General features: G+C 60.8%; 24 protein-coding genes. 12 read left to right on the top strand and 12 right to left on the bottom strand.

Going from position 1 to position 26,349, the window contains the following annotated elements; all coding sequences use genetic code 11:
• Positions 1-5 precede the first annotated feature (5 nt).
• From ACZZ0B_RS28920 to fdhA, 6 genes are all read left to right on the top strand, one after another.
• Positions 6-1,256, top strand: coding sequence for a sarcosine oxidase subunit beta (locus ACZZ0B_RS28920; protein ID WP_463546817.1), 1,251 nt, complete (start codon positions 6-8; stop codon positions 1,254-1,256).
• A 14-nt stretch (positions 1,257-1,270) separates the two neighbouring features.
• Positions 1,271-1,600: a sarcosine oxidase subunit delta gene (locus ACZZ0B_RS28925; RefSeq protein WP_016986286.1), complete on the top strand. Its 330-nt coding sequence runs from the start codon at positions 1,271-1,273 to the stop codon at positions 1,598-1,600.
• A complete protein-coding gene (locus ACZZ0B_RS28930; RefSeq protein WP_160042124.1) occupies positions 1,597-4,614 on the top strand; it encodes a sarcosine oxidase subunit alpha in 3,018 nt (1,005 codons plus the stop codon). Before ACZZ0B_RS28925 ends, ACZZ0B_RS28930 begins: the two co-directional genes overlap by 4 nt.
• Before the next feature lie 132 nt (positions 4,615-4,746).
• Positions 4,747-5,379: a sarcosine oxidase subunit gamma gene (locus ACZZ0B_RS28935; protein ID WP_053124537.1), complete on the top strand. Its 633-nt coding sequence runs from the start codon at positions 4,747-4,749 to the stop codon at positions 5,377-5,379.
• Positions 5,380-5,613: 234 nt separating this feature from the next.
• On the top strand, positions 5,614-6,471 hold the full coding sequence (purU, locus tag ACZZ0B_RS28940; protein ID WP_008086918.1) for a formyltetrahydrofolate deformylase: 858 nt from the start codon (positions 5,614-5,616) through the stop codon (positions 6,469-6,471).
• Between the two features lie 153 nt (positions 6,472-6,624).
• Entirely contained in the window at positions 6,625-7,824 is a 1,200-nt protein-coding gene (gene fdhA / locus ACZZ0B_RS28945) for a formaldehyde dehydrogenase, glutathione-independent (protein WP_008086916.1), read from the top strand.
• Between the two features lie 120 nt (positions 7,825-7,944).
• Here the strand turns inward: fdhA and ACZZ0B_RS28950 are convergent, their stop codons facing one another.
• Both ACZZ0B_RS28950 and ACZZ0B_RS28955 read right to left on the bottom strand, forming a co-directional pair.
• The gene (locus ACZZ0B_RS28950) at positions 7,945-8,619 is read right to left on the bottom strand and encodes an anti-sigma factor (protein WP_463546818.1); all 675 of its coding nucleotides are present in this window, start codon (positions 8,617-8,619) and stop codon (positions 7,945-7,947) included.
• The gene (locus tag ACZZ0B_RS28955; protein WP_440095871.1) at positions 8,616-9,251 is read right to left on the bottom strand and encodes an RNA polymerase sigma factor; all 636 of its coding nucleotides are present in this window, start codon (positions 9,249-9,251) and stop codon (positions 8,616-8,618) included. The genes ACZZ0B_RS28950 and ACZZ0B_RS28955 overlap by 4 nt, the downstream gene beginning before the upstream one ends.
• A 150-nt stretch (positions 9,252-9,401) precedes the next feature.
• Between ACZZ0B_RS28955 and ACZZ0B_RS28960 the strand changes: the two genes are divergently transcribed.
• Positions 9,402-9,959: a DUF2780 domain-containing protein gene (locus ACZZ0B_RS28960; RefSeq protein WP_008078091.1), complete on the top strand. Its 558-nt coding sequence runs from the start codon at positions 9,402-9,404 to the stop codon at positions 9,957-9,959.
• Position 9,960: 1 nt separating this feature from the next.
• On the opposite strand, the gene ACZZ0B_RS28965 is transcribed toward ACZZ0B_RS28960, so the two are convergent.
• The gene (locus ACZZ0B_RS28965; protein WP_463546819.1) at positions 9,961-10,848 is read right to left on the bottom strand and encodes an acyltransferase; all 888 of its coding nucleotides are present in this window, start codon (positions 10,846-10,848) and stop codon (positions 9,961-9,963) included.
• 245 nt (positions 10,849-11,093) lie between these two features.
• Between ACZZ0B_RS28965 and rloA2 the strand changes: the two genes are divergently transcribed.
• The 3 genes from rloA2 to creC all read left to right on the top strand — a co-directional run bounded on the left by rloA2 (position 11,094) and on the right by creC (position 13,764).
• Entirely contained in the window at positions 11,094-11,597 is a 504-nt protein-coding gene (gene rloA2 / locus ACZZ0B_RS28970; RefSeq protein WP_008078089.1) for a retropepsin-like aspartic peptidase RloA2, read from the top strand.
• Positions 11,598-11,665: 68 nt separating this feature from the next.
• A complete protein-coding gene (creB, locus tag ACZZ0B_RS28975; protein ID WP_440095868.1) occupies positions 11,666-12,346 on the top strand; it encodes a two-component system response regulator CreB in 681 nt (226 codons plus the stop codon).
• Entirely contained in the window at positions 12,346-13,764 is a 1,419-nt protein-coding gene (creC, locus tag ACZZ0B_RS28980) for a two-component system sensor histidine kinase CreC (RefSeq protein ID WP_463546820.1), read from the top strand. The genes creB and creC overlap by 1 nt, the downstream gene beginning before the upstream one ends.
• A 2-nt stretch (positions 13,765-13,766) precedes the next feature.
• Here creC and ACZZ0B_RS28985 read toward each other — a convergent pair whose 3' ends face one another.
• A complete protein-coding gene (locus ACZZ0B_RS28985; protein ID WP_463546821.1) occupies positions 13,767-14,768 on the bottom strand; it encodes an acyltransferase family protein in 1,002 nt (333 codons plus the stop codon).
• A 141-nt stretch (positions 14,769-14,909) separates the two neighbouring features.
• Between ACZZ0B_RS28985 and creD the strand changes: the two genes are divergently transcribed.
• Positions 14,910-16,280 (top strand): cell envelope integrity protein CreD, encoded by a 1,371-nt coding sequence (gene creD / locus ACZZ0B_RS28990; protein WP_463546822.1) that lies wholly within the window; start codon positions 14,910-14,912, stop codon positions 16,278-16,280.
• A 181-nt stretch (positions 16,281-16,461) separates the two neighbouring features.
• Here creD and ACZZ0B_RS28995 read toward each other — a convergent pair whose 3' ends face one another.
• From ACZZ0B_RS28995 to ACZZ0B_RS29030, 8 genes are all read right to left on the bottom strand, one after another.
• On the bottom strand, positions 16,462-17,091 hold the full coding sequence (locus tag ACZZ0B_RS28995; protein WP_008078080.1) for a glutathione S-transferase: 630 nt from the start codon (positions 17,089-17,091) through the stop codon (positions 16,462-16,464).
• A 176-nt stretch (positions 17,092-17,267) separates the two neighbouring features.
• Entirely contained in the window at positions 17,268-17,447 is a 180-nt protein-coding gene (locus ACZZ0B_RS29000; protein ID WP_463546823.1) for a hypothetical protein, read from the bottom strand.
• Positions 17,444-18,574, bottom strand: coding sequence for a PepSY-associated TM helix domain-containing protein (locus ACZZ0B_RS29005; RefSeq protein ID WP_463546824.1), 1,131 nt, complete (start codon positions 18,572-18,574; stop codon positions 17,444-17,446). Before ACZZ0B_RS29005 ends, ACZZ0B_RS29000 begins: the two co-directional genes overlap by 4 nt.
• 74 nt (positions 18,575-18,648) lie before the next feature.
• A complete protein-coding gene (locus tag ACZZ0B_RS29010; protein WP_463546825.1) occupies positions 18,649-21,087 on the bottom strand; it encodes a TonB-dependent siderophore receptor in 2,439 nt (812 codons plus the stop codon).
• 208 nt (positions 21,088-21,295) lie between these two features.
• Positions 21,296-22,270 carry a FecR domain-containing protein gene (locus ACZZ0B_RS29015; protein ID WP_463546826.1) on the bottom strand — a complete coding sequence of 325 codons (975 nt, stop codon included), beginning with the start codon at positions 22,268-22,270 and terminating at the stop codon, positions 21,296-21,298.
• A complete protein-coding gene (locus tag ACZZ0B_RS29020; protein WP_440095858.1) occupies positions 22,267-22,743 on the bottom strand; it encodes an RNA polymerase sigma factor in 477 nt (158 codons plus the stop codon). The genes ACZZ0B_RS29015 and ACZZ0B_RS29020 overlap by 4 nt, the downstream gene beginning before the upstream one ends.
• 245 nt (positions 22,744-22,988) lie before the next feature.
• Positions 22,989-23,696 (bottom strand): 3'-5' exonuclease, encoded by a 708-nt coding sequence (locus ACZZ0B_RS29025; RefSeq protein WP_463546827.1) that lies wholly within the window; start codon positions 23,694-23,696, stop codon positions 22,989-22,991.
• Positions 23,693-25,627 (bottom strand): DUF294 nucleotidyltransferase-like domain-containing protein, encoded by a 1,935-nt coding sequence (locus ACZZ0B_RS29030; protein ID WP_463546828.1) that lies wholly within the window; start codon positions 25,625-25,627, stop codon positions 23,693-23,695. Before ACZZ0B_RS29030 ends, ACZZ0B_RS29025 begins: the two co-directional genes overlap by 4 nt.
• Before the next feature lie 258 nt (positions 25,628-25,885).
• Here ACZZ0B_RS29030 and ACZZ0B_RS29035 point away from each other — a divergent pair, with 258 nt between their 5' ends.
• A complete protein-coding gene (locus ACZZ0B_RS29035; RefSeq protein WP_008083781.1) occupies positions 25,886-26,332 on the top strand; it encodes a response regulator in 447 nt (148 codons plus the stop codon).
• Positions 26,333-26,349 lie beyond the last annotated feature (17 nt).

The raw sequence follows: 26,349 nt of genomic DNA on the forward strand, positions 1-26,349 counted from the left end.
TGACTATGCAACGCTATTCGGGCTTCGGCCTCTTCAAACACTCCCTCAGCCACCACGAAAACTGGCAGCGCATGTGGCGCACGCCGACGCCGAAAAAGGTCTACGACGTGGTCATCGTCGGCGGCGGCGGGCACGGTCTGGCGACTGCCTACTATCTGGCGAAAGAACACGGCATCACCAACGTCGCCGTGGTCGAGAAGGGCTGGCTGGGCGGCGGTAACACTGCGCGCAACACCACCATCGTGCGCTCCAACTACCTGTGGGACGAGTCGGCGCATCTTTACGAACACGCGATGAAATTGTGGGAAGGCCTGTCGCAGGACCTCAACTACAACGTGATGTTCTCCCAGCGTGGCGTCTACAACCTGTGCCACACCCTGCAGGACATTCGTGATTCCGAGCGTCGGGTCAGCGCCAACCGCCTCAACGGCGTCGATGGCGAACTGCTCAACGCCAAGCAAGTGGCTGACGAGATTCCGTACCTCGACTGCTCGAAAAACACCCGCTACCCGGTGATGGGCGCGACCGTTCAGCGCCGCGGTGGCGTCGCCCGTCACGATGCCGTGGCCTGGGGCTTTGCCCGTGCCGCTGATGCCTTGGGCGTGGACTTGATTCAGCAGACCGAAGTGATCGGTTTCCGCAAGGAAAACGGCGTGTGCATCGGTGTTGAAACCAACAAGGGTTTCATCGGTGCCAAGCGCGTCGGCGTGGTCACGGCCGGTAACTCCGGGCACATGGCCAAGCTCGCCGGTTTCCGTCTGCCGATCGAATCCCACCCGCTGCAAGCGCTGGTGTCCGAGCCGATCAAGCCGATTATCGACAGCGTGATCATGTCCAACGCCGTGCACGGTTACATCAGCCAGTCCGACAAGGGCGACCTGGTGATCGGCGCCGGTATCGACGGCTACAACGGCTACGGCCAGCGCGGTTCGTACCCGGTGATCGAGCACACCATTCAGGCTATCGTCGAGATGTTCCCGGTGTTGTCGCGCGTACGCATGAACCGTCAGTGGGGCGGCATCGTCGACACCACGCCGGACGCGTGCCCGATCATTTCGAAAACCTCGGTACCGAACATGTTCTTCAACTGCGGTTGGGGCACCGGTGGCTTCAAGGCAACTCCTGGCTCGGGCAACGTGTTTGCCGCGAGTCTGGCCAAGGGTGAAATGCACCCGTTGGCCGCACCTTTCTCCATCGACCGTTTCCACAACGGTGCGTTGATCGATGAACATGGCGCTGCTGCGGTTGCCCACTAACAGGAGAAATCCCCATGTTGCATATCTTCTGTCCTCACTGCGGCGAACTGCGCTCCGAAGAGGAATTCCACGCATCCGGCCAGGCGCACATTCCGCGTCCGCTCGACCCTGGCGCCTGCACCGACGAGGAGTGGGGCGACTACATGTTCTTCCGCGATAACCCGCGCGGTCTGCACCACGAGTTGTGGGATCACGTCGCCGGTTGCCGCCAGTACTTCAACGTCACCCGCGACACCGTGACCTACGAGATTCTCGAAACCTACAAGATCGGCACCAAGCCGCAATTCACCGACAAGGCTGATACGGCGAAAACAGCCACGACGGCGCTGGGAGAGAAGGTATGAGCCAGACCAATCGCCTGTCCAACGGTGGACGGATCGACCGCAACAAAGTGCTGAGCTTCACCTTCAACGGTCAGAGCTACAAAGGCTTCGAGGGTGACTCGCTGGCCGCCGCGCTGATCGCCAACGGCGTCGACATCATTGGCCGCAGCTTCAAGTATTCGCGTCCGCGCGGCATCTTCGCCGCCGGTGCCGAAGAGCCGAATGCGGTGCTGCAGATCGGCGCTACCGAAGCTACACAAATCCCCAACGTGCGCGCCACGCAGCAGGCGCTGTATCAAGGTCTGGTGGCCACCAGCACCAACGGCTGGCCGAGCGTCAACAACGACATGATGGGCATTCTCGGCAAGGTCGGCGGCAAGCTGATGCCGCCGGGTTTCTACTACAAAACCTTCATGTATCCGCAGTCGTTCTGGATGACCTACGAGAAGTACATTCGCAAGGCTGCCGGTCTGGGCCGTTCGCCGACCGAAGTCGATCCGGACACTTACGACTACATGAACCAGCACTGCGACGTGCTGATCGTCGGCGCTGGCCCGGCCGGTCTCGCCGCTGCACTGGCGGCGGCGCGCAGCGGTGCCCGAGTGATTCTGGCGGACGAGCAGGAAGAGTTCGGCGGCAGCCTGCTCGACTCGCGCGAAAGTCTCGACGGCAAACCGGCGATGGACTGGGTCGCCAGTGTCATCACCGAATTGAAGAACACCCCGGACGTGCTGCTGTTGCCGCGCGCCACGGTCAACGGTTACCACGACCACAACTTCCTGACCATTCACGAACGTCTCACCGATCACCTCGGTGACCGTGCGCCGATTGGTCAGGTGCGTCAGCGTATTCACCGTGTCCGCGCCAAGCGAGTGGTGCTGGCGACCGGTGCTTGCGAGCGTCCGCTGGTCTACGGCAACAACGATGTGCCGGGCAACATGCTGGCCGGTGCGGTGTCGACTTACGTACGCCGTTATGGCGTAGCACCGGGCAAGAAGCTTGTCCTCAGCACCAACAACGATCACGCCTACCGCGTTGCTCTGGATTGGCTCGACGCCAGCCTGCAAGTGGTGGCCATCGCCGATGCGCGCAGCAATCCGCGTGGTGCATTGGTAGAAGAAGCCCGTGCCAAAGGTATTCGGATTCTCACTGGCAGCGCCGTGATCGAGGCCCGTGGCAGCAAACGCGTCACCGCTGCCCGCGTTGCCGCGATCGATGTCAAAGCGCACGCCGTGACCAGTCCTGGCGAGTGGCTCGACTGCGATGTGGTTGCCAGTTCCGGCGGTTACAGCCCGGTCGTCCACCTGGCTTCGCACCTCGGTGGCAAGCCGACCTGGCGCGAAGACATCCTCGGTTTCGTACCGGGCGAAGCACCGCAGAAACGCGTGTGCGTCGGTGGCATCAACGGTGTTTACGGTCTCGGCGATTCGCTGGCTGACGGTTTTGAAGGTGGCGTGCGCGCTGCCGCTGAAGCCGGTTTCCAGACTGTCGAAGGCGTGCTGCCGAAAGCCCTGAGCCGTCACGAAGAACCGACGCTGGCGCTGTTCCAGGTGCCGCATGAAAAGAACACCGCACGGGCGCCGAAGCAATTCGTCGACCTGCAAAACGACGTGACCGCTGCTGCCATTGAGCTGGCAACTCGTGAAGGTTTCGAGTCGGTCGAACACGTCAAACGCTATACCGCGCTGGGCTTCGGCACCGATCAGGGCAAGCTCGGCAACGTCAACGGTCTGGCCATCGCGGCACGTTCGCTGAACGTGACCATCCCGCAGATGGGCACCACGATGTTCCGTCCGAACTACACGCCGGTGACTTTTGGCGCCGTGGCCGGTCGTCACTGTGGGCACATCTTCGAACCGGTGCGTCACACCGCCCTGCATGCCTGGCACGTGAAGAACGGCGCCGAGTTTGAAGACGTCGGTCAGTGGAAACGTCCATGGTACTTCCCGAAAAACGGTGAAGACCTGCATGCAGCGGTGAAGCGCGAATGCAAAGCCGTGCGCGACAGCGTCGGCCTGCTCGACGCCTCGACCCTCGGCAAGATCGACATCCAGGGTCCGGATGCCCGCGAGTTCCTCAACCGCGTGTACACCAACGCCTGGACCAAGCTCGACGTGGGCAAGGCTCGCTACGGTTTGATGTGCAAAGAAGACGGCATGGTCTTCGACGACGGTGTCACGGCGTGTCTGGCCGACAACCATTTCGTCATGACCACCACCACTGGCGGCGCGGCGCGCGTGCTGCAATGGCTGGAGCTGTACCACCAGACCGAATGGCCGGACATGAAGGTCTACTTCACGTCCGTCACCGACCACTGGGCGACCATGACCCTGTCGGGGCCGAACAGCCGCAAGCTGCTCAGCGCCGTGACCGACATTGATCTGAGCAACGAAGCGTTCCCGTTCATGACCTGGAAAGAAGGTCTGGTCGGCGACGTGCCGGCGCGGGTGTTCCGTATCTCGTTCACCGGTGAACTGTCGTACGAAGTCAACGTCCAGGCCGACTATGCGATGGGCGTGCTGGAGAAAATCGTCGAGGCCGGCAAGCAGTACAACCTGACCCCGTACGGCACTGAAACCATGCACGTCCTGCGCGCCGAGAAGGGTTTCATCATCGTTGGTCAGGACACTGACGGCTCGATGACCCCGGACGACTTGAACATGGGCTGGTGCGTCGGTCGCACCAAACCGTTTTCGTGGATCGGCCAGCGTGGCATGAACCGTGAAGACTGCGTGAAGGATCAGCGTAAGCAACTGGTCGGTCTGAAGCCGATCGACCCGAACGTGTGGCTGCCGGAAGGTGCGCAACTGGTGTTCAACACCAAACAGGCGATTCCGATGACCATGGTCGGCCACGTGACTTCCAGTTACGCGCACAACTCCCTCGGCTATTCGTTTGCCATGGGTGTGGTCAAGGGCGGTCTGAAGCGCCTCGGTGAGCGGGTGTTTGCACCGCTGGCCGATGGCAGCGTGATCGAGGCGGAAATCGTGTCTTCGGTGTTCTTCGATCCGAAGGGGGATCGCCAGAACATCTGACATTGATCGTTCCCACGCTCCGCGTGGGAATGCATCCCGGGACGCTCTGCGTCCCAAGAGCGGACGCAGAGCGTCCATGGCGGCATTCCCACGCAGAGCGTGGGAACGATCAAGAATTCAGGAAGGTGCTTTATGACCACAGCCAATGTTTACCAACAACGCCCGACCACCGGGGCCAAGGCCGAGTCGTCGCTGCACCATGCCGACCTCGCCAGCCTAGTCGGCAAGGGCCGCAAGAACGCCGGCGTGATCGTGCGTGAAAAGAAACTCCTCGGTCACCTGACCATCCGTGGCGATGGCCACGATGCCGCGTTCGCCGCCGGTGTGCACAAGGCCTTGGGCATCGAACTGCCCGGCGCGCTGAGCGTTATCGTCAAAGGCGAAACCAGCCTGCAATGGATGGGCCCGGACGAGTGGCTGCTGATCGTGCCTAGCGGTGAAGAGTTCGCCGCCGAACAGAAACTGCGTGAAGCACTGGGCGATCTGCACGTTGCGATCGTCAACGTCAGCGGCGGCCAGCAAGTGCTCGAACTGAGCGGGCCGAACGTGCGTCAGGTGCTGATGAAGTCGACCAGTTATGACGTGCATCCGAATAACTTTCCGGTGGGTAAAGCGGTCGGCACGGTGTTCGCCAAGTCGCAGCTGATGATTCGCCATACCGCTGAAGACACCTGGGAATTGCTGATTCGTCGCAGCTTTTCGGATTACTGGTGGTTGTGGTTGCAGGATGCATCGGCCGAGTACGGCCTCAGCGTCCAGGCCTGACACTGAATGGCTATCGTGCCTGCTTCTGTGGCGAGGGGATTTATCCCCGTTCGGCTGCGAAGCAGTTGCAAAACCTGTGAATACGATCTACCTGATAAACCGCGGTGATTGATTTTGGGGCGGCTTCGCCACTCATCGGGGATAAATCCCCTCGCCACAAAAGCAGTTCAGCACAGGTCAGCCCAGTTCAGAGTTCACTCTGCTAACCGTTGTTGTAACAGGAGTCACCGCACCATGAGCCGCGCCCCAGACACATGGATTCTGACCGCCGACTGCCCCAGCGTCCTCGGCACCGTGGACGCGGTCACGCGTTTTCTGTTCGAGCAGGGTTGCTACGTCACCGAGCACCATTCGTTCGATGACCGCCTCTCCGGGCGTTTTTTCATCCGCGTGGAATTCCGTCAGCCTGACGGCTTCGACGAGCAATCCTTCCGCGCCGGTCTCGCTGAACGTGGCCAGGCCTTTGGCATGATCTTCGAGCTGACCGCGCCGAACTACCGGCCAAAAGTGGTGATCATGGTCTCCAAGGCCGATCACTGCCTCAACGATTTGCTTTATCGCCAGCGCATCGGCCAGTTGTCGATGGACGTCGCGGCGGTGGTCTCCAACCATCCGGATTTGAAACCACTGGCCGACTGGCACCAGATTCCCTACTACCATTTCCCCCTCGACCCCAACGACAAGCCGTCGCAGGAGCGTCAGGTGTGGCAGGTGATCGAAGAGTCCGGCGCTGAACTGGTCATCCTCGCCCGCTACATGCAGGTGCTGTCGCCGGAGTTGTGCCGCAAGCTCGATGGCAAGGCGATCAACATTCATCACTCGTTGCTGCCCGGTTTCAAGGGCGCCAAGCCGTATCACCAGGCCTACAACAAAGGCGTGAAACTGGTTGGCGCGACGGCGCATTACATCAATAACGATCTGGATGAAGGGCCGATCATTGCCCAGGGCGTCGAGGCGGTGGATCACAGTCATTACCCTGAGGATCTGATTGCCAAGGGGCGCGATATTGAAGGCCTGACGTTGGCGAGGGCGGTTGGATATCACATCGAAAGAAGAGTGTTTTTGAACGCCAATCGTACGGTCGTTCTCTAGATCGCTAAAAGATCGCAGCCTTCGGCAGCTCCTACAGGAGGGTGCGATTCATGTAGGAGCTGCCGAAGGCTGCGATCTTTTGATTTACCGAGCATTTAACGCGCTGCCTGCCTGGGCAACGCGGTTCCATAAAAACAACAGCGAGGTGAAAGCATGTCTGGCAATCGTGGTGTGGTGTATCTCGGCGCGGGCAAGGTCGAAGTGCAGAAAATCGACTATCCGAAAATGCAGGACCCGCGCGGTCGCAAGATCGAGCACGGGGTCATTCTCAAAGTGGTTTCCACCAACATCTGCGGCTCCGACCAACACATGGTGCGCGGCCGTACCACGGCGCAGACCGGTCTGGTGCTGGGCCACGAGATCACCGGCGAGGTGATCGAAAAAGGCTCCGACGTCGAAAACCTGAAAATCGGTGATCTGGTCTCGGTACCGTTCAACGTCGCTTGCGGGCGCTGCCGTTCCTGCAAGGAGCAACACACCGGCGTCTGCCTGACCGTCAACCCGGCCCGTGCCGGCGGCGCTTACGGTTATGTCGACATGGGCGACTGGACCGGTGGCCAGGCCGAGTACGTGCTGGTGCCCTACGCCGACTTCAACCTGCTGAAACTGCCGGACCGCGACAAGGCCATGGAGAAAATCCGCGACCTGACCTGCCTCTCCGACATCCTCCCGACCGGTTACCACGGCGCGGTCACGGCGGGCGTTGGCCCGGGCAGTACCGTGTACATTGCCGGCGCTGGCCCGGTCGGTCTGGCCGCTGCCGCGTCTGCACGTCTGCTCGGTGCTGCGGTGGTGATCATCGGCGACGTCAACACCATCCGTTTGGCCCACGCCAAGGCGCAAGGTTTTGAAATCGTCGACCTGTCGAAAGATGCACCGCTGCACGAACAGATCGCCGCGCTGCTCGGCGAGCCGGAAGTCGACTGCGCGGTGGACTGCGTCGGCTTCGAAGCACGCGGTCATGGCCACGACGGCGCGAAATCGGAAGCCCCGGCCACCGTGCTCAACTCGCTGATGGGCGTGGTGCGCGTAGCGGGCAAAATCGGTATTCCTGGCCTGTACGTGACCGAAGATCCGGGGGCTGTGGATGCCGCCGCAAAAATGGGCAGCCTGAGCATTCGCTTCGGTCTGGGCTGGGCGAAATCCCACAGCTTCCACACCGGCCAGACCCCAGTGATGAAGTACAACCGCCAGTTGATGCAGGCGATCATGTGGGATCGCATCAATATCGCCGAAGTGGTGGGTGTGCAGGTGATCAGTCTGGATCAGGCGCCGGAAGGCTATGGCGAGTTCGATGCGGGCGTGCCGAAGAAGTTTGTGATTGATCCGCATAAGTTGTTTAGTGCGGCGTAAGTAAGAGAGGGCGACTTTCGGGTCGCCTTTTTTTAAGATCAAAAGATCGCAGCCTTCGGCAGCTCCTACACCAATCCATGTAGGAGCTGCCGAAGGCTGCGATCTTTTGACTTTATGCACTCAGAGAGCCGCCAGCGCCCCTTGATACAGAACCGGCCCAGTCGGCTGCCCAGTCGGCGAACCACCCTTAGGCTCAAGACTCACCGCCAGCGCAATCGGCTGACCAATCAACACCCTCTGCGCCTCGCTCAACTCGACTTTACCCTTGCCCCCCACCGGGATCACACCCAGCGAGATCGGTTTGCCGTCGGCGGGAATCACCCACAGTTCCAGGCTGCGATCAGGCGCGACGGCCGCCAATGTCAGCGGCTCTACTTGCAGATAATCCGCATGCGCCTCCACTTTCAGCGCCGGTTGCGCATCGGCTGTCAGCAGCGTGGCGTGATAGCGGGCATCATCGCGGTTGTACAGCGAACCGAGGAACACCAGCACCACGAGCGAACACAACGCGGCGGTAATGCGTAGCCAGTTCCAGAATGGCCGCTTCTCGGGAACATGCAGCACTTGCGGTTCGATGCGCGCGGTGATGCCGTGCCAGACGCGGTCGGGCAGCGGATGTTCCGGCAGCGATTCGGTGAGGCTCGCCAGCGTTTCCTGCCATTGCGCCACTTCCGCACGCAACGCCGCGTCATCCAGCAGCCATTGTTCAAACCGTCGCCGCGCAGGCGCCGACATCAGGCCGATGGCGTAATCGGCGGCGAGGGCGCGGCGCAGGGCGGGGGTCTGGTAGTTCATGATTCAAGGCACCGACGCAGGCGTTCCATGCCACGGCGGATCCACGATTTCACCGTCCCCAGCGGTGTGGCCAGGTGTTCGGCCAGTTCCGAGCAGGACAATCCCTGAAAGTAGGCCACAGTGATCGACTGACGCTGCATGCCGTCGAGGGTTTCCAGGCAGCGGTTCAGGGCGCGGGCCTCACGGGCGCTGCTCAACTGATCATGGGCCGAGGGACTTTCGTCCGGCAGGGCGTCCTGTTCCAGATCGGTCAACGGGCGGTCGCGGTGTTTGCGCAACTGGTCGATCGCCTGATTGCGGGTGATGTTGATCATCCAGGTCAGCGGTGCCGACAGGTGCGCGTCGTAGCGCGAGGCGTTGTTCCAGATGCGCACGAAGGCTTCCTGCAGCACTTCTTCGGCCAGATCCGCACGACCCATGAAGCGCAGGGCTACGCCATGCAGGCGTGGGCCGACGCTGCGGTACAAGGTTTCGAAGGCGCGACGATCACCCAGTGAACACTGGGCCAACAGCTGTCGCAACTGATCGGTGTCGGCGATGGAAATGACGACTCTCCAGGCAAGGCTGAACGCACGAGGGCGCGACTCGGACTGTTCACAGGCTAGTTCAGCGACAGCGGTTGTGCCATTCATCGCGAGGGTGTCCGGGATTTCACGTTTTATATACGCAGGCCGGATGAAAATGGATGCGCCGCGCCGGAACATGCCGGCGCATAACCGGTCAAACCGGCAGTTTCGCTGCTCGTTCAACGGGTGGTTTTCACAGCGCAAGAGGATGTCTGAATGAAGATTTCACGTGGTATTGCAATGGCTTCGCTGATGACCCTTGCGGCCAGCCCGGTGTTCGCCGGTTTCAGCCTCGACGATGTGACCAAGGCCGCTGCAGGCATGCAGGGCGGCAACGCTGCCACGGCCGCCGCGCCGACTTCGGAAACCGCCGGTCTGCTGCAAGCCGTCACGGGCCTGGGCGTTACCCCGCAACAAGCCGTCGGCGGCACCAGCGCCATGCTTGGCTTGGCCAAGAACCAATTGAGCAGCACCGATTATTCGCAGTTGGCCAAGGAAGTACCGGGCATCGACAAGCTGTCGGGCGGTAGCGGTAACCTGGCGGCGTTGAGCGGGTTGCTCGGTCAGTCCGGCAAGTCCGCCGGTCTGGAAAACGCGCTGGGCAACGTCAAGGACACCAATGACCTGAACAATGCTTTCGGTGCCTTGGGCATGGACAGCGGCATGGTCGGCCAGTTTGCCCCGGTGCTGCTCAAATACTTGGGTGACCAAGGCGTCGGCGGCCCGCTGTTGCAAAGCCTGGGCAGCATCTGGGGCGCCGGCACCGGTAGCTGATTCAGCGGCGCTCGCTGCGCAGTTCGGCGATGCGCTGATCCTTCTCGCTCCAGAGCTGGTTGACCCAGCTCTGGACCGTCTGGCGAAACGCCGGATCGTTTTCGTAATCGCCCTGCCACAGCGCCGGGTCGAGTTCGCGGGTCTTGATGTCGATGATGACTCTCGGCACGTTGCCGCTGATCAAGTCCCAGAACCCCGGAATCTGTGCCTGTGGATAAACCACGGTGACGTCGAGAATCGCGTCCAGTTGTTCACCCATCGCCGCCAACACAAATGCCACGCCGCCGGCCTTGGGCTTGAGCAGGTGGCTGAACGGTGATTGCTGTTCGGCGCTTTTCGCCGCCGTGTAGCGCGTGCCTTCCAGATAATTCACCACGGTCACCGGCTGGCGCTTGAACAGCTCGCAGGCCTGTTTGGTGATTTCCAGATCTTTGCCCGCCAGCTCGGGGTTCTTCGCCAGGAATGCCTTGGTGTAGCGCTTCATGAACGGGTAATCCAGCGCCCACCACGCCAGCCCCAGAAACGGTACCCAGATCAGTTCCTTCTTGAGGAAGAATTTGAAGAACGGCGTGCGCCGGTTCAGCGTCTGGATCAGCGCCGGAATGTCGACCCACGATTGGTGGTTGCTGATCACCAGATAAGACGTGTCGCCGCGCAGGCCTTCGCCGCCGCGAATGTCCCATTGGGTGGGAATGCACAGGCGGAAAATCAGTTTGTCGATTTCGGCCCAGGTCTCGGCGATCCACATCACCGCCGCCGACGCATAGTCGCGCCAGCGGCCCGGCGCGACCAGTTTGAGCAGGGCAAACACCAGCAACGGCCCGATCAGGATCAGGGTGTTGAGCAACAGCAGCAGGGTGACGAAACAGCCGGTGAGCAGGCGGCGCATAAGCAACTCTATGACGTGGGTTGGGCGCGTCATGATAAGCAGCTTCGCGCGACAGGCCAAATCGACGCTGACGAATGTTTCACCTTTTAACCCTTAAGATCAAAAGATCGCAGCCTTCGGCAGCTCCTACCCGATCCCTGTAGGAGCTGCCGAAGGCTGCGATCTTTTGATCCTGGTTGAGCCGAACGTTTTCTAAGGCAACGGTCTAAAATCCCGTTGCCCAACTCCCCAAGGAAGCCCCTTACGTGAAATCCCTCCTTGCACTGTTTGCCCTCGTCGCCCTGCCGGTCATGGCCGCCGAGCCGACCCTGTACGGGCGCTACGAATACATCGCGCTGCCGGAAATCGGCGGCGAAGTGCTCAAGGCCAAGATGGACACCGGCGCGCTGACCGCCTCGCTGTCGGCCAAGGACATCGAAACCTTCACCCGTGATGGCGACGACTGGGTGCGTTTCCGCCTCGGCACCAAAGACGCCAGCAACAAAGTCTACGAACACAAGGTCGCGCGGATCAGCAAGATCAAGAGCCGCTCGGATGAAGAGGACGAGGGCGAAAGCACCGAAGTCGCCAAGCGTCCGGTGGTCGATCTGGAGCTGTGTCTGGGCAACGTCAAGCGTACCGTTGAGGTCAACCTGACCGACCGCAGCAACTTCAACTACCCGCTGCTGATCGGTGCCAAAGCCTTGCGCGAGTTCGGCGCAGCCGTCAATCCGGCGCGGCGCTTCACCGCCGACAAGCCGGACTGCTAAGTGGTCTCATTGACGTAACGTCAGGCTTGGGGCACCGTTCGCGCACTTAACCCACGGGCTCGGACGCCATGCCTCATATCTTGATTGTCGAAGACGAAGCGGCGATTGCCGACACGCTGATTTTCGCCCTGCAAGGCGAGGGGTTCGGCACCACGTGGCTGAGCCTCGGCGCGGCGGCGCTGGAACATCAGCGGCAGACGCCGGCCGATCTGATCATCCTCGACATCGGCCTGCCGGACATCAGCGGCTTCGAGACCTGTAAACAGCTACGGCGCTTCAGCGAAGTGCCGGTGCTGTTTCTCAGCGCCCGCGATGCCGAGATCGACCGTGTAGTGGGACTGGAGATCGGCGCCGACGACTATGTGGTCAAGCCGTTCAGTCCTCGCGAGGTGGCGGCGCGGGTCAAGGCGATCCTCAAACGCATGGCGCCGCGAGCCCCGGTGGACGTCGCTTCGGCGCTGTTTCGCGTCGACCCTGAACGCGTACAGATCAGCTATCGCGGCCAGCCCTTGAGCCTGACTCGCCACGAATTCCGCCTGTTGCAATGCCTGCTCGAACAACCCGAACGGGTGTTCAGCCGCGAGCAATTGCTCGACGCGCTGGGCGTGGCGGCCGACGCCGGCTACGAGCGCAGCATCGACAGCCACATCAAAAGCGTGCGCGCCAAACTACGCCTGGTGCGTGCCGAGGCCGAGCCGATCCAGACCCACCGTGGCCTCGGATACAGTTACAGCCCGGGGCACAGCTGATGTCACTGGGGCTGCGGATATTTCTGGTGTATGTGCTGTTTATCGGCCTGACCGGTTATTTCGTGCTCAACACCGTGATGGAAGAAATCCGCCCCGGCGTGCGCCAGTCCACCGAAGAAACTCTGGTGGACACCGCGAACCTCATGGCGGAAATACTACGTGACGATTTCAAGGCCGGGACCCTCAGCGAAAATCGCTGGCCCGAACTGCTGCGTGCCTATGGCGAGCGCCAGCCGAAAGCGACGATCTGGGGCTTGCCGAAAAATCAGGTCAACCACCGTATCTACGTGACCGACGCCAAAGGCATTGTCGTGCTCGATTCCAGCGGCGTCGCGGTCGGCCAGGATTACTCGCGCTGGAACGACGTCTACCTGACGTTGCGCGGCGAATACGGCGCACGCTCGACCCGCAGCGATCCGCATGATGCCAGTTCATCGGTGATGCACGTCGGCGCGCCGATCCGCGACAACGGCCAGATTATCGGCGTGGTCACCGTGGCCAAACCCAACAGCTCATTGCAGCCCTATGTCGATCGCACCGAACGGCGCCTGCTGTTTTATGGCGCCGGCCTGATCGGCCTCGGCCTGTTGTTTGGCGCGTTGCTGTCGTGGTGGCTGAGCCGCGCACTGCATCGCCTGACCGGTTATGCCCAGGCCGTGAGCGAAGGCCGGCGCGTGGAAGTGCCGCACTATCGCGGCGGCGAGCTGGAGCAACTGGCCACGGCGGTCGAACAGATGCGCACGCAACTGGAGGGCAAGGCCTACGTCGAACGCTACGTGCACACGCTGACCCATGAATTGAAGAGCCCGTTGGCGGCGATTCGTGGCGCAGCCGAGTTGCTGCAAGGTGAAATGCCGCCCGTGCAGCGCCTGCGTTTCGTCGGCAACATCGATAGCGAAAGTGCGCGGATGCAGCAGTTGATCGAGCGCCTGTTGAACCTGGCGCAAGTTGAACAGCGTCAGGGTCTTGAAGAACAAGTGGCGGTGCCGTTGGCAGTGTTGGTCGACGCACTGTTGCAGGGCCAGGCCGCGCGGATCGAGGCCAAGCAATTGCGCGTCGAGCAGACGATTGCTGCGGAGCTGTTGCTGATCGGCGAGCCGTTTCTGCTGCGTCAGGCGCTGGGCAATCTGCTGGAGAATGCACTGGATTTCACCCAGAAGCAGGGTGTGTTGCGTTTCAGTGCCGAGCGGGTTGGCGAACAGATCGAGTTTCGATTGTTCAATGAAACCGCACCGATTCCCGATTACGCCTTGCCGCGCCTGACCGAACGCTTTTACTCACTGCCCCGTCCCGACAGCGGCCGCAAAAGCACCGGGCTGGGGCTTAACTTCGTTGAAGAAGTGGTCAAGTTGCATGGTGGTCGGCTGGCTGTGCGCAATGTGCCCGGAGGCGTCGAAGTGACGCTCAGCCTGCCGTAACGTCAGGGCTGTGTGGCGGCCAGTGCGCGCTTTCGTCGATGGACAAACTGCAGCGCCGGCTGCTCGACCAGGCGCCACGAAATCGTGGCCAGCACAATCACGATCAAGGTCGACACGAGCATCGACGGAATAAACGTCAGTGAGGTCTTGTTGATGATCAGTTGCTGCACCGGGAAGGCGTACAGATACATCCCGTAGGAAATATCGAATCGTCCGCGCAGGGTTTTGTCGACGTACAGCAAGCCCAGGCTCAGGGTCGCGAGGCACAAACCCAGGGTCGCCAGCACGCTGGCCAGCGGCGTGCCGACGCTGAAAAATATCAGGCCTGCCCCAGTCACCAGCGCGATTGCCAGCACGCGGCGATCGCTCAAATATTGCTGGTTGAAGGCAATCACTGCGCCGGCAAAGAACGCGATGCCGGCCGCGCTGTAAACCGCCAGCTTTTGCGCCAGCGCGCCAGGCACGTGATTGCCCAGAACGTAAGTCGCCACGCCAAACGCAGCCAGCAACACCCACGGCAGCAGTGCCCGTCTGTACATGCCCAATGCCAGCGCCAGCAACAGGTAAAAGCCGAACTCGATCTTCAGCGTCCAGAGGCTGCCGTTGAAGGATTCGCTGACAATAAATCCCTGGGTGATCGGTTCAATGGTGGCCCGCCCGAACACCGAGATGCGCAGAAAGTCGAGCAGGGCGCCGAAGCCCGTGACATAGCCGTCGGCAAACACCGCCCCGGCGAGGTACGTCATCACAAAAGCGCAAAGGATCAACGCCGGGAAAATGCGCGCCACACGCTTGCCCAGATAATCGGCAAAGGTGCGCGCGTTGAGAAAGCTTTGGCTGATCAGCAGGCCGGAAATCGAAAAGAACGCCGTCACGGCGATACCGCCCAGCGAGTTGTAACCGGCAATGCCCGGTTCTTCCAGGCCCGACAGGGCAAAGTGATGGCTGACCAGCACCATCAACGCCGCCAGGTGCCTGATCAAATCGAATGAGTTGTTGCGCAACGTGATCGTCCTTTATCTGAGCACTGCCCCGTAAATGGGGAAAACCTTTTACAGGTATTTCCACGCAAATCCCACACAACCTCCATCACAAAACCATACAGCGCTCGCAGACTCGCCCCATTCCAACAAGGGAGCGACCTTATGAACCGAAGTCTGGCACTGAAACTGGGGGCGATTGCCCTGCTGATCCTGCTGTTGCTGATTCCCCTGCTGATGATCGATGGCGTCATCGACGAGCGTCAGCAACTGCGTGACGGCGTACTCGAAGACATCGCCCGCAGCTCCAGTTACAGCCAACAATTGAGCGGGCCGGTGATGGTGGTGCCGTATCGCAAAGTGATTCACAACTGGAAGATCAACGACAAGACCAATCAGCGCTACGACGATCCACGCGAAGAGCGCGGGCGTCTGTATTTCCTGCCGGAACGTTTCGAACTCGATGGCCAGGTGCAGACTGAACTGCGCGCCCGGGGTATTTACGAGGCGCGGTTGTTCCATGCCGACAATCGCATCGACGGGCATTTCTCGTTGCCGGCGCAATTGGGCATCAAGGAAGATTTCACTGACTATCGATTCGATGCGCCGTTTCTCGCTGTCGGTATCAGCGACATTCGCGGAATCGAAAATGCCCTGAAACTGGAGTTCGAAGGGCAGCGCCTGGACTTTGTGCCGGGCACGCAGGTTGGCTGGCTCGGCGAAGGCGTGCGCGTGACGTTGCCGCTGCTCGACACCAGCAAAAACACCGAACTGGCCTTCGCGTTCGACCTGCGCCTGCAAGGCACCGGTTCATTGCAAGTGCTGCCGGTGGGCAAAACCAGCAGTGTCAGCCTCAGTGCCAACTGGCCGCATCCAAGCTTCATCGGCAACTTCCTGCCGGCGAAGCGTGAGATCAATGATCAGGGCTTCAACGCTGACTGGCAGACCACGTTCTTCTCCACCAACTTGCAGGACGCGATGAGCCGTTGCGTGGCCAGCAATGACTGCGCGGCGTTCAACGGTCGCAGCTTCGGCGTGAGTTTTATCGATCCGGTGGATCAGTACTTGAAGAGTGACCGGGCGATCAAATATGCGCTGCTGTTCATCGTTCTGACGTTCGCCGGTTTCTTTCTCTTCGAAGTGCTCAAAAGCCTGGCGGTGCACCCGGTGCAGTACGCATTGGTGGGTGTCGCGCTGGCATTCTTTTATCTGTTGTTGCTGTCGTTGTCGGAGCACATCGGCTTTGCCCTGGCGTATCTGCTGTCGGCCAGTGGTTGCGTGTTGTTGATCGGGTTTTACGTTTGCCATGTGCTGCGCAGCGTGCGCCATGGCTTGAGTTTTTCGGCGGGGCTGGCGGCGTTGTATGGGCTGCTTTATGGATTGCTCAGCGCCGAGGATTACGCCTTGCTGATGGGCTCGCTGTTGCTGTTCGGTCTGCTCGGCGTGTTTATGGTGCTGACGCGCAAACTGGATTGGTACGGAATAGGGCAGAAACCCGCCAAACCATTGGAGTTTGATGTGGGGGCAATGCAATGAGCCGGTCGCTGGGGTTGCGTGAGGATCAGCGCTGGAAGGATGAATTGATGACGCGGATTATTGGGTATTTGCCTGTGGAAGCGAGTTGCCGCCATCGCGAGCAGGCTCACTCCTACAGGGAAATGCGGTCAACTGTAGGAGTGAGCCTGCTCGCGATGAGGCCGGAGCAGGTGCCAAAAAACTAAGGCTTGGGCATGGTCGCGATCATGGACGGTCGCTGACTCACTTCAAAAAACCAGTTAGCCAGTTGCGGGTTGGCCTCACGCCAGCCCAGATCCGGGAAACGCAGATCCAGGTAGCCCAACGCGCAGGCCACGCTGATCGCCGCCACGTCAAAGTGGCTGGTCAGCTCGGCAATCGCGTCGTTCTCCAACAGATTCAGGGCGCGGCGGATCTTCTCGCGTTGGGCCTCCAGCCATTCGTCCCAATGTTTTTCCGGGGCACGCAACACTTGTTCATAACGCACCATCACCGAGGCGTCCATGATCCCGTCAGCCATTGAAGCGAGGGTCAGACGGCGCCAGCGGGCCGCGCCTTCGCGCGGGATCAGCGGATTGCCGACATGTTGATGGTCGAGGTATTCGAGGATCACACGGCTGTCATGGATGACGTTGCCATCGGCCAGGCGCAGGGCTGGAATCTTGCCCAGCGGGTTGTCGGCGTTGAGTTCAGCGCTGGGGCTGACCGGGCTGAGCACACAGTCTTGCAACGCGACGCGATCCTGCTGGCCGGTCTCGTGCAGCAGCACCATCACTTTGCGAACAAACGGGGAGAGCGTGTTGTGGTACAGGGTCATGCTGGGGGCGGACATTGGCAGGGTCTCGATCAGAACGATGAGGGAGCAGCATAGCGTGTCAGCCCACGACCTCAAGCCTCATGCCGGACCCAATGTAGGAGTGAGCCTGCTCGCGATAGCGTAATCACATTCAACATCAATGTTGGATGACCCACCGCTATCGCGAGCAGGCTCACTCCTACAAAGGTTTTTCAGCTTCGCAGCAGTAGACCTTTTGTGGCCAGAACCGCCGGCACACCCAGCCCGACCCAGCTCAACGCATCCCAGACCCCGTCACCCAGCAGCGCCGCAAACAAACCTGCCGCACTGAGCAGCGCTATCACGATCGGCGTGCTGAAGACTTTCCAGAAATTCGACTGACGCGGCCTCATACAGAGGCCTCCGCCGTTTCCGGCACGGGCTTGGCCGCTTTGCGGCGCACCACCCACAGGTAGACGCCACTGCCGAGGACGATGATGGTCAGTACATCAAGCGTGGCCCAGAGGATTTTCATCGGCATGCCGCCGTAGTCACCAAAGTGCAACGGTTGCGACATACCCATGGCGTCCATGTACCACGGGCGTTCGGCGACGGCGGTGACCTGCAAAGTCGTCGCGTCGATCAGCACCGGCGTCAGCAGATGCGAGGTCAGGTGCGTGCCGCCCTTCATGAACACCGAGTAATGGTGCTCGCTGGAAAACCGTGTGCCGGGGAAGGCAATGAAATCCGGCTTCATGCCTGGCGCGACTTCAGCGGCGATGTCGAGCAAACGCGTGGCCGGCGCCAGGTGCGTCAGCGGCGGGGCATCGCGGTAAGGCTCGATCAGCGCGGTCAGTGCATCGTTGCGCCAGGCGGCAATCAGCAGGTCGGCGCAGGCGCTGATCACGCCGGTGACGCCGACGACCAACGCCCACGTAAGTGTGACCACGCCGATCAGGTTATGCAGGTCGAGCCAGCGCAACCTCGTCGATTTGTCCTGGCGCACGGTGCCGAATTTCAACCGACGCATGAACGGCAAATACAGCACCGTCCCGGACACGATGGCCACGACAAACAGCAAGCCCATGAACGCCAGCAGCAACTTGCCCGGCAGCCCGGCAAACATGTCGACGTGCAGGCGCAGGATAAACAGCATCAAACCGCCGTTGGCCGACGGGGTTTCCAGCGCTTCACCGGTGCGTGCATCAAGCATGAAGGTGTGCGAGGAGTTCGGTTCGGTGCCGGCGGTTTTCGCCATGATCGCGAACGCCGCGTTCGGGTCTTCATCGTCGTAACCGAAATACTGCATGACTTCGCCCGGCCGATGGTTCTGCGCGGCATCCACCAGTTGCTGCAGATTGAGCTGCGGCGTGTCGGCCGGCATTTCGCGCAACTCTGGGGCATCACCGATCAGATGGTCGATTTCATGGCTGAAAATCAACGGCAGACCGGTCAATGCCAGCATCAGCAAAAACACGGTGCAGATCAGGCTGGTCCAGGTGTGGATAAACGACCAGCGACGAATTGTTTTACTTTTCATTTCATGACCTTCAAAAACACCAAAGCCGTCCCCGAGGGACGGCCTGGTAACAGGGCCTGGTTCAGCTCAGTCGCTTACCACTTGTAAGTGGCACTGGCGACGACGCTGCGCTGGTCGCCGTAGTAGCAATAGAAACCGTCGCAGGTGGAAATGTAGTCCTTGTCGAACAGGTTGGTCGCGTTGACTGCCAGCGACGCGCCTTTGAGGCTGTTGTCCAGACGGCCGAGGTCGTAATGCACGCTCGCGTCGAACACGGTATAGGCATCCGCCTTGCCCAGCCAGGTGTTGCCTTTGTCGCCGTAGGTGTTGCCGGTGTAACGCACGCCGGCGCCAACGCCGAAGCCGTCGAGTACGCCGGTGTGCCAGGTGTAGTCAGTCCACAGCGAGGCTTGCTGGTTCGGCATCAGTTGCAGACGGTTGCCCTTGTCGACGCCTTTCTGCACTTCGGACTTGGCCAGGGTGTAGGCGGCGATGACTTTCAGGTTATCGGTCACATCGGAGACCGCTTCCAGCTCCAGGCCTTTGACTTTCACTTCGCCGGTCTGGCTGGTGATGGTCACGTTGTTGACGATGGAATTGACCGAAACGTTTTTCTGGGTCAGGTCATACACCGCAGCGCTGAGCAGGGTTTTGCTGCCCGGCGGCTGGTACTTGATACCCAGTTCCCACTGCTTGCCTTCGGTCGGCTTGAACGAGTCGGTCGAGGTGGCGTCGGCGCCGCTGGTGGGCTGGAACGATTCGGCGTAGGACAGGTACGGCACAAAACCCGAGTCGAACACGTAGCTGATCGCTGCGTTGCCGCTGAACGCCTTGTCACGCTGGGTGTTGGTGGCGTCGCCCTTGTTGATGAACTGCGTGCTGGTGTGTACCCAGTCTTCACGCCCGCCGAGGGTCAGGCGCCACTGGTCGAGGGCCATCTGGTCCTGCACGTAGAGACCGGTCTGGGTGGTCTTCTGGTCGTAATCGTAAAACGCGCTGGAGCGCGGTGGACGCACGATGGTCTGGCCGTAGATCGGGTTGTTGACGTTGATGCTCGGTGCGGAGCCGAAGATCGACGTGTAGTTGGTGTTGCTGCGCTGATGATCGAAACCCAGCAGCAGCGTGTGGCGGATGTCGCCAGTGGCGAAATCGGCCTGGAAGTTGTTGTCCACGGCGAATTGGCTGATGTCTTCATCGACGTTGGTGGTGCCGCGGCCGACATTGCCCTGATCGTCCACGGTGAAACCGGCGAACGACGGGTTGTAGCTGTTGACGGTGACAGTCTGGAACGCCAGGTCCGACTTGGTGTAACGCAGGTTCTGCTTGAACTGCCAGACATCGTTCAGGCGATGTTCGAAGGCATAACCGAGCGCGTAGTAAGTGCGGTCGTAGTAGTCGTAGTCCGGATCACCGAGGTTCTTGTGGTGGGAGATCTTGCCGAACGGCATGTCGATCTTGGTGCCTTGAATCGGATAGAACTGGCTGGTGACGCCGGTATCGTCGCGGGTGAACTGCGTGAGCAAAGTCAGCCTGGTGTCGTCGTCGATGTTCCAGGTCAGGCTCGGCGCGATGTTGTAGCGCTTGTTTTCGATGTGGTCGATCTGCGTGTCGCTGTCGCGCACCACGCCACTGATGCCATAGAGGAACTGGCCGGCGTCATCGATCTTGCCGGTGCTGGCGAAGTTGATCTGACGGTGGTTGTCGCTGCCGTACTGCAACTGGATTTCGCTGCTGGCTTCGGCGCTCGGGCGGCGGCTGACCATGTCGAGCAAACCGCCTGGCGGGGTCTGGCCGTACACCGACGACGCCGGGCCACGGAGCAGGGCGAGGCGGTCGAGGTTCCAGGTTTCCGGTTTCGGGTTGGCGTACACACCGCGTGGCAGCGGCAGGCCGTCGAGGAATTGGGTCGGCTCGAAACCGCGTACGCGCAGCCAGTCGATGCGCGTATCGCTGCCATAACTGCTGGCGGTGATCCCCGGCATGTAGCGCACGGCGTCATCGAGGCTGTGCACGCTGCGGTCGTCCATTTGCTGGCGGGTCGCAACCGAGATCGAGCGCGGTGCTTCGACCAGCGCGGTGTCGGTCTTGGTGCCGGCGGCAGTGCGGGTGGCGGTGTAGCCCTCAACCGGGCCCCAGGCGCTTTCGGTGTTTTCGACGCCGATGATCGCGGTTTCCGGCAGGGCCATTGCGCCGTCAGGCACGGCGACCAGGCTGTAGGTGCCCGCGCTGCTTTGCTCCAGTTGCAGACCGGTGCCGCGCAGGGCCGCACGCAGGGCGCCGGCCGCGTCGTACTGGCCGCTGACCGGTGCCGAGGTCTTGCCCGCCGCCAGCGCCGGATTCAGCGACAGCGCGAGGCCGCCCTGGCTGGCGATCTGGTTCAGGGTGGTCGACAGCGGTGCGGCCGGCAGGTTGTAGGCGCGCACGCTGGACGCTTGTTCAGCGGCGAGCAACGGGCTGCTGATCAGCGGGGTGCTGAAAGCAATGGCGACGGCCAGCAGACTGGGGCGCAACAAGGTGTCTAGCGAACGGGACATACGGCGGCTCCTGAATGGAAATATTTCTCAATTGCCTGTGTGCCGGATGAAACTCGAAAAGTGATAGGGCTGGATGAAAATAATTTTGATTTGCGGAAAACAGCGGTGTGGCGGATGACGCCATCGCGAGCAGGCTCACTCCTACAGGGGAACGCATTTCAACTGTAGGAGTGAGCCTGCTCGCGATAGCAACCGCTCAGCCACCTGATCATTCAGGCTTGGAATCAGCCTTCGCGACCGTCACCCAATACTGTGTGTGCTGCTCGATCTGCACCGGAAGAGTGGGCAGCAGGGCGTTTAGGGCTTTATCGGTGTCATGCAGCGGGAAGCTGCCGGTAATCCGCAAGTCCGCCACTTCCGGCGCCACACCCAGATGCCCGCGACGATAACGCCCGAGCTCATGCAACAGATCGCCCAGCCGCGCGTTGTCGACCACCAGCATGCCGCGCGTCCACGCATCGGCGCCGGGGTTGAGGGCGACAATCGAGCCCAGACCATCGCTGCGCAGCAGCACTTGTTGGCCTTCACGCAGGATCTGTTCTTCAGGATTGAATTGCGCGTGGGCCGCCACCGCTGACTGCAACACGCTCAGGCGTGTGCCTTCGTCCTCGCGCTTGACCAGGAAGCGCGTGCCCAGGGCGCGCATGCTGCCCTCGCGGGTTTCGACAATAAATGGCCGCGCATCGCCGTGGCCGGTTTCGACCAGAATCTCGCCTTCCTGCAACACGATCAGTCGGCGCTTCTCATCGAAACGCACATCCACTGCGCTGTGGGTGTTGAGGTTGAGTACGGTGCCATCGGCCAGGCGCACGGTGCGTTGTTCGCCCGTGGCCGTACGCTGATCGGCGAGCCAGTAGTCCAGCGGCAGCCACCGTTCACTGGCGAACAGCCCGAGACCGACGATCAGCACAACGCTGGCCAGCCCGCTGCCGAGCTTGCGCACTCGCCGGCGAATGCCTTCGCGTGATTGCAGCAGTGCATTGCGCGCCGGGCCTTTGGCCACACTGAAACGTTGATCAAGCATGCCCAACTGGCGCCAGGCGCGGGCGTGTTCTTCATGCGCCGCGTGCCATTTGGCGAACTCTTCGCGTTCCAGCGGGCTGCTCGAATCGAGGGTCAGTTGCCAGGCAATCGCCGCGTCCAGCACATGCGCCGGGACGGGGCGGGAACTGGCCGGGCTCACGTCGGCTCACCGTACAGGGCGATGTAGCACTGGCGAATGCCTTGCGCCAGATATTGGCGCACGCGCGGTACCGACACGCCGAGCCTGGCGGCGATCTCGGCGTGGCCGAGGCCGTCGAGACGGTTATACAGGAACGCGGCGCGGGCCTTGGTCGACAGTTTGCCGAGCAGGCGGTCGATGGCCTTGAGGTCTTCGAGGATCAGTTGCTGTTCTTCTATAGAAGGCTGTTCACCTTCAGGGACCAGCATCAATTCGGCGAGGTAGGCCTGTTCCAGCGCGGCGCGACGGAAGTAGTCGAACAGCAGGCCTTTGGCGATCGCCACCAGAAACGCTCGTGGTTCGCGGGGTGTCAGCAGCTCGTCGCGGCCGAGCAGGCGCACGAAGGTGTCCTGACTCAAGTCTTCGGCACGTTGCGGGCAGGCCACGTTGCGCCGCAGCCACGCCAGCAGCCAACCGCGATGGTCGCGATACATCGCACCAACAAGTTCACTGTGAGGGCTTGGGACTGACGACACCGGACATCACCGATTGGGAAATATTAACTAACGCGAATTGTTCGCGATTCTGGCAGAGGTGGGAATGGTTAGCAATTGGCCACTGGTCAGGTGACATGTTTGGATAAACCTGTAGGAGCTGCCGCAGGCTGCGATCTTTTGATCTTGTTTTTGCAGATCAAGGTCAAAAGATCGCAGCCTGCGGCAGCTCCTACAGGGGGCTTTTAGAAGGAGGGGGCTTGCTGGCGGCGTTTCCATTGGCTCAGGCGCTGCTGCAAATTCAGCGGGCTATGAATCTGCTGCGCGCGCGCGCGGCTGAACAGGATCAACGCCAGTTCCGCCGTGGCCAGCGCATCGGCACTTGCGTTATGCCGCTCGAACACTTCGAGCTTGAACCAGTCGATCCACTCATCCAGCCCCGCCTCGCGAATCTGCGCTTGCGGGCACACCAGCGGTGCAATGTCGGCGACATCCACAAACACCTGCTGCAACTTGTGCCCCAGATGCTCCTTCACCGCACGCCCGAGCATGTGCTGATCAAACGGCGCATGAAACGCCAGCACCGGGCTGTCGCCAATAAACTCCAGCAATTCCAGCAACGCCTCGGCCGGCTCACTACCAGCGGCAATCGCATTCGGCCCCAGTCCATGAATCAACACACTGGGGCTGAGCTTCAACTCCCGGCATTGCAAGGTGCGCTCAAATTGCTGACTGAAGTCGATCGCGCCGTCCTCGATCACCACCGCGCCAATCGACAGCACGCGATCCTTGTTCAGGTTGAGCCCGGTGGTTTCCAGGTCCAGCACCACCCAGCGTTGCTCACGCAGGCTGCAGTCGCTCAGCTCGGTGATCACCGGCAGCTTGGCCAGACGCTGCTGCAAGTCCGCCGGCACCACCGGACTCGCCGGGCGCAGCCACGAAAACAGGCTCATAGCTGATACCGCAAGGTCAGGCTGCTTTGCAGGCGTTGCGCCTGCCGCAAGGATTCGCGGAGGATGCGTCGGTCGAGATGATTGAGGCTGTCGGGATCGACACGGTTGGAGTACGGCAAATTCTCCCGCGTCTGCAGTTGATGTTGCTGCATGCGCGTCTGCTGAATGAAGTGATACGCCTCTTCATACGCCGCGCCGTCCAGCCGTTCGATGACTTCTTTATCGACCAACTGACGGAAGCGTTCGAGGGTGTTGTTGGCGTCGATACCGTTGGCCAACGCCAGCAAGCGTGCGCCGTCCACAAACGGCGTCAGGCCTTGAACCTTGAGATCCAGCGTGGCTTTCTCGCCATTCTTGCGCGCCAATACGAACTCACGGAAACGCCCCACCGGCGGACGATTGCGCAGGGCGTTCTCGGCCATCATGCGCTGGAACAAACGATTGTCGCCGACCTGATCAAGAATGCCCCGGCGCAATTGTTCGCAGCTTTGTTCATCGCCCCAGACCACGCGCAGATCGAAATAAATGCTCGACCCGAGCAGGTTCTCCGGCGTCGCCTCACGAATAAACGCCGCAAAACGCCGCGCCCATTCCGCCCGCGACAAACACAGCTCGGGGTTGCCGGCCATGATGTTGCCTTTGCACAGGGTAAAGCCGCACTGCGCCAGGCTCTGGTTGATCTGCTGGGCGATGGGCAGCAGCTTGCCGCGAATCTCTGCGGCATGTGCAGCGTCGCGGGCATCGAACAGAATGCCATTGTCCTGATCGGTGTGCAGCGTCTGCTCGCGGCGGCCCTCGCTGCCGAAACACAGCCAACTGAACGGCACGCCAGGGTCGCCTTTTTCGGCGAGGGTCAACTCGATGACCCGGCACACGGTGTGGTCGTTGAGCAAGGTGATGATGTGGGTGATCTGCGTCGATGAGGCGCCGTGGGCGAGCATGCGTTCGACCAGTTGGCCGATCTCGCCGCGCAGGGTCACCAATTGTTCGACCCGTTGCGCACTGCGAATCGTCCGCGCCAGATGCACCAGATCGACCCGTTGCAGGGAAAACAGATCGCGCTCGGAGACCACGCCGCAAAGACGCTGATCCTTGACCAGACAAACGTGGGCGATGTGCCGTTCGGTCATGGCAATCGCCGCATCGAACGCGCTGTGATCCGGCGACAGATAGAAGGGCGCGTGGGTCATGTGGCGTTCGATGGCTTCGCTGAAATCGCCAACGCCTTCGGCCACCACATGGCGCAAATCGCGCAGGGTGAAAATTCCCAACGGCGCCTTGTGTTCATCCACGGCGACGATGCTGCCGACCTGTTGCTCGTGCATCAGCTTCACCGCTTCGCGCAGCGGCGTGTCCGGGCTGCACGTCACCGGGTGACGCATGGCCAGTTCGCCGAGGCGGGTGTTCAGCGAATACTGCGTGCCGAGGGTTTCCACGGCTTTCTGCTGCACTTGCTGATTGACCTGATCAAGCAGGCTGCTGACCCCGCGTAGGGCAAAATCACGGAAGGCGTTGGAGAGGGCGAACAGTTTGATGAATGCCAGTTTGTTCAGTTGCAGGCAGAAGGTGTCTTCGCCGGCCAGGTGCTCGGTGCGCGTCGCGCGTTCGCCGAGCAGGGCGGCCAGCGGAAAACACTCGCCGGTGGTGATTTCAAACGTGGTCTCGGTGCCGGGTTTGGTGATGTGCTGGCGTTCGCCGACCACCCGGCCCTGCTTGACGATATAAAAGTGTTCGACCGGGCCGTCGACGGGTTTGATGATGCTCTCGCCCTGAGCGTAAAAACGCAGTTGGCATTGCTCCACCAGATATGCGAGGTGGGCATGTTCCATCTGATTGAAGGGCGGGAAGCGCTGGAGGAATTGCAGGGTGCCCTGAATGTTCTGCAATACCGCGGTTTTCCCTGCCTGGGTGAAGGCGTCCGCTTTACTCATAACCATTACCGCAGTCTTTTTCGAATTGTTGTTGTCGGATCGTTACGGCCATGGTCGGCCCCTACGGACAGGGTGCCCATTGGACGTAAGTCTAGGTTTTGCCACCATTGGCGAAGTTTCGGAGATGCCCTACGCAAACAGTCGGAAATTCCCTTGGTTACCCCCTTGGAAAAAAATCCGACGAAGTGCACATTGAAGCTCTGCCCAGCGATGTCTGACCACTTGCCAAGGGACTGTTTTGAACACTTAGAGAACGCCATGTCCGACCACGATATTTTGAGCGATGCCGAGCGAGAGGCGCTCAGCGCAGTAATGCTCGAACCCGATCTGCCGCCGCAGCGTGTACTGATCGTCGATGACGACAAGGACGCCCGGGAGCTGTTGTCGGAGATTCTCGCGTTGGACGGTATTCGTTGCATGACGGCGGCCAGTGGCGAGACAGCCCTGAAGATGCTCGCCGAGAAACCTTCGATTGGCCTGGTGATCACCGATCTGCGCATGGGCAATGTCGATGGCCTGGATTTGATTCGGCAGGTACGCGAATCGGTGCGGGCGGCGATGCCGATCATCATTGTCTCGGGCGATGCCGATGTGAAGGACGCGATTGCGGCGATGCATTTGAGCGTGGTGGATTTTCTGCTCAAGCCGATTGATACGGTGAAGTTATTGGCGTTGGTGAAACATGAATTAGGTATCGATTCCTGAGGTTTGAAGATCAAAAG

The organism is Pseudomonas sp. AC247, from assembly GCF_979258015.1.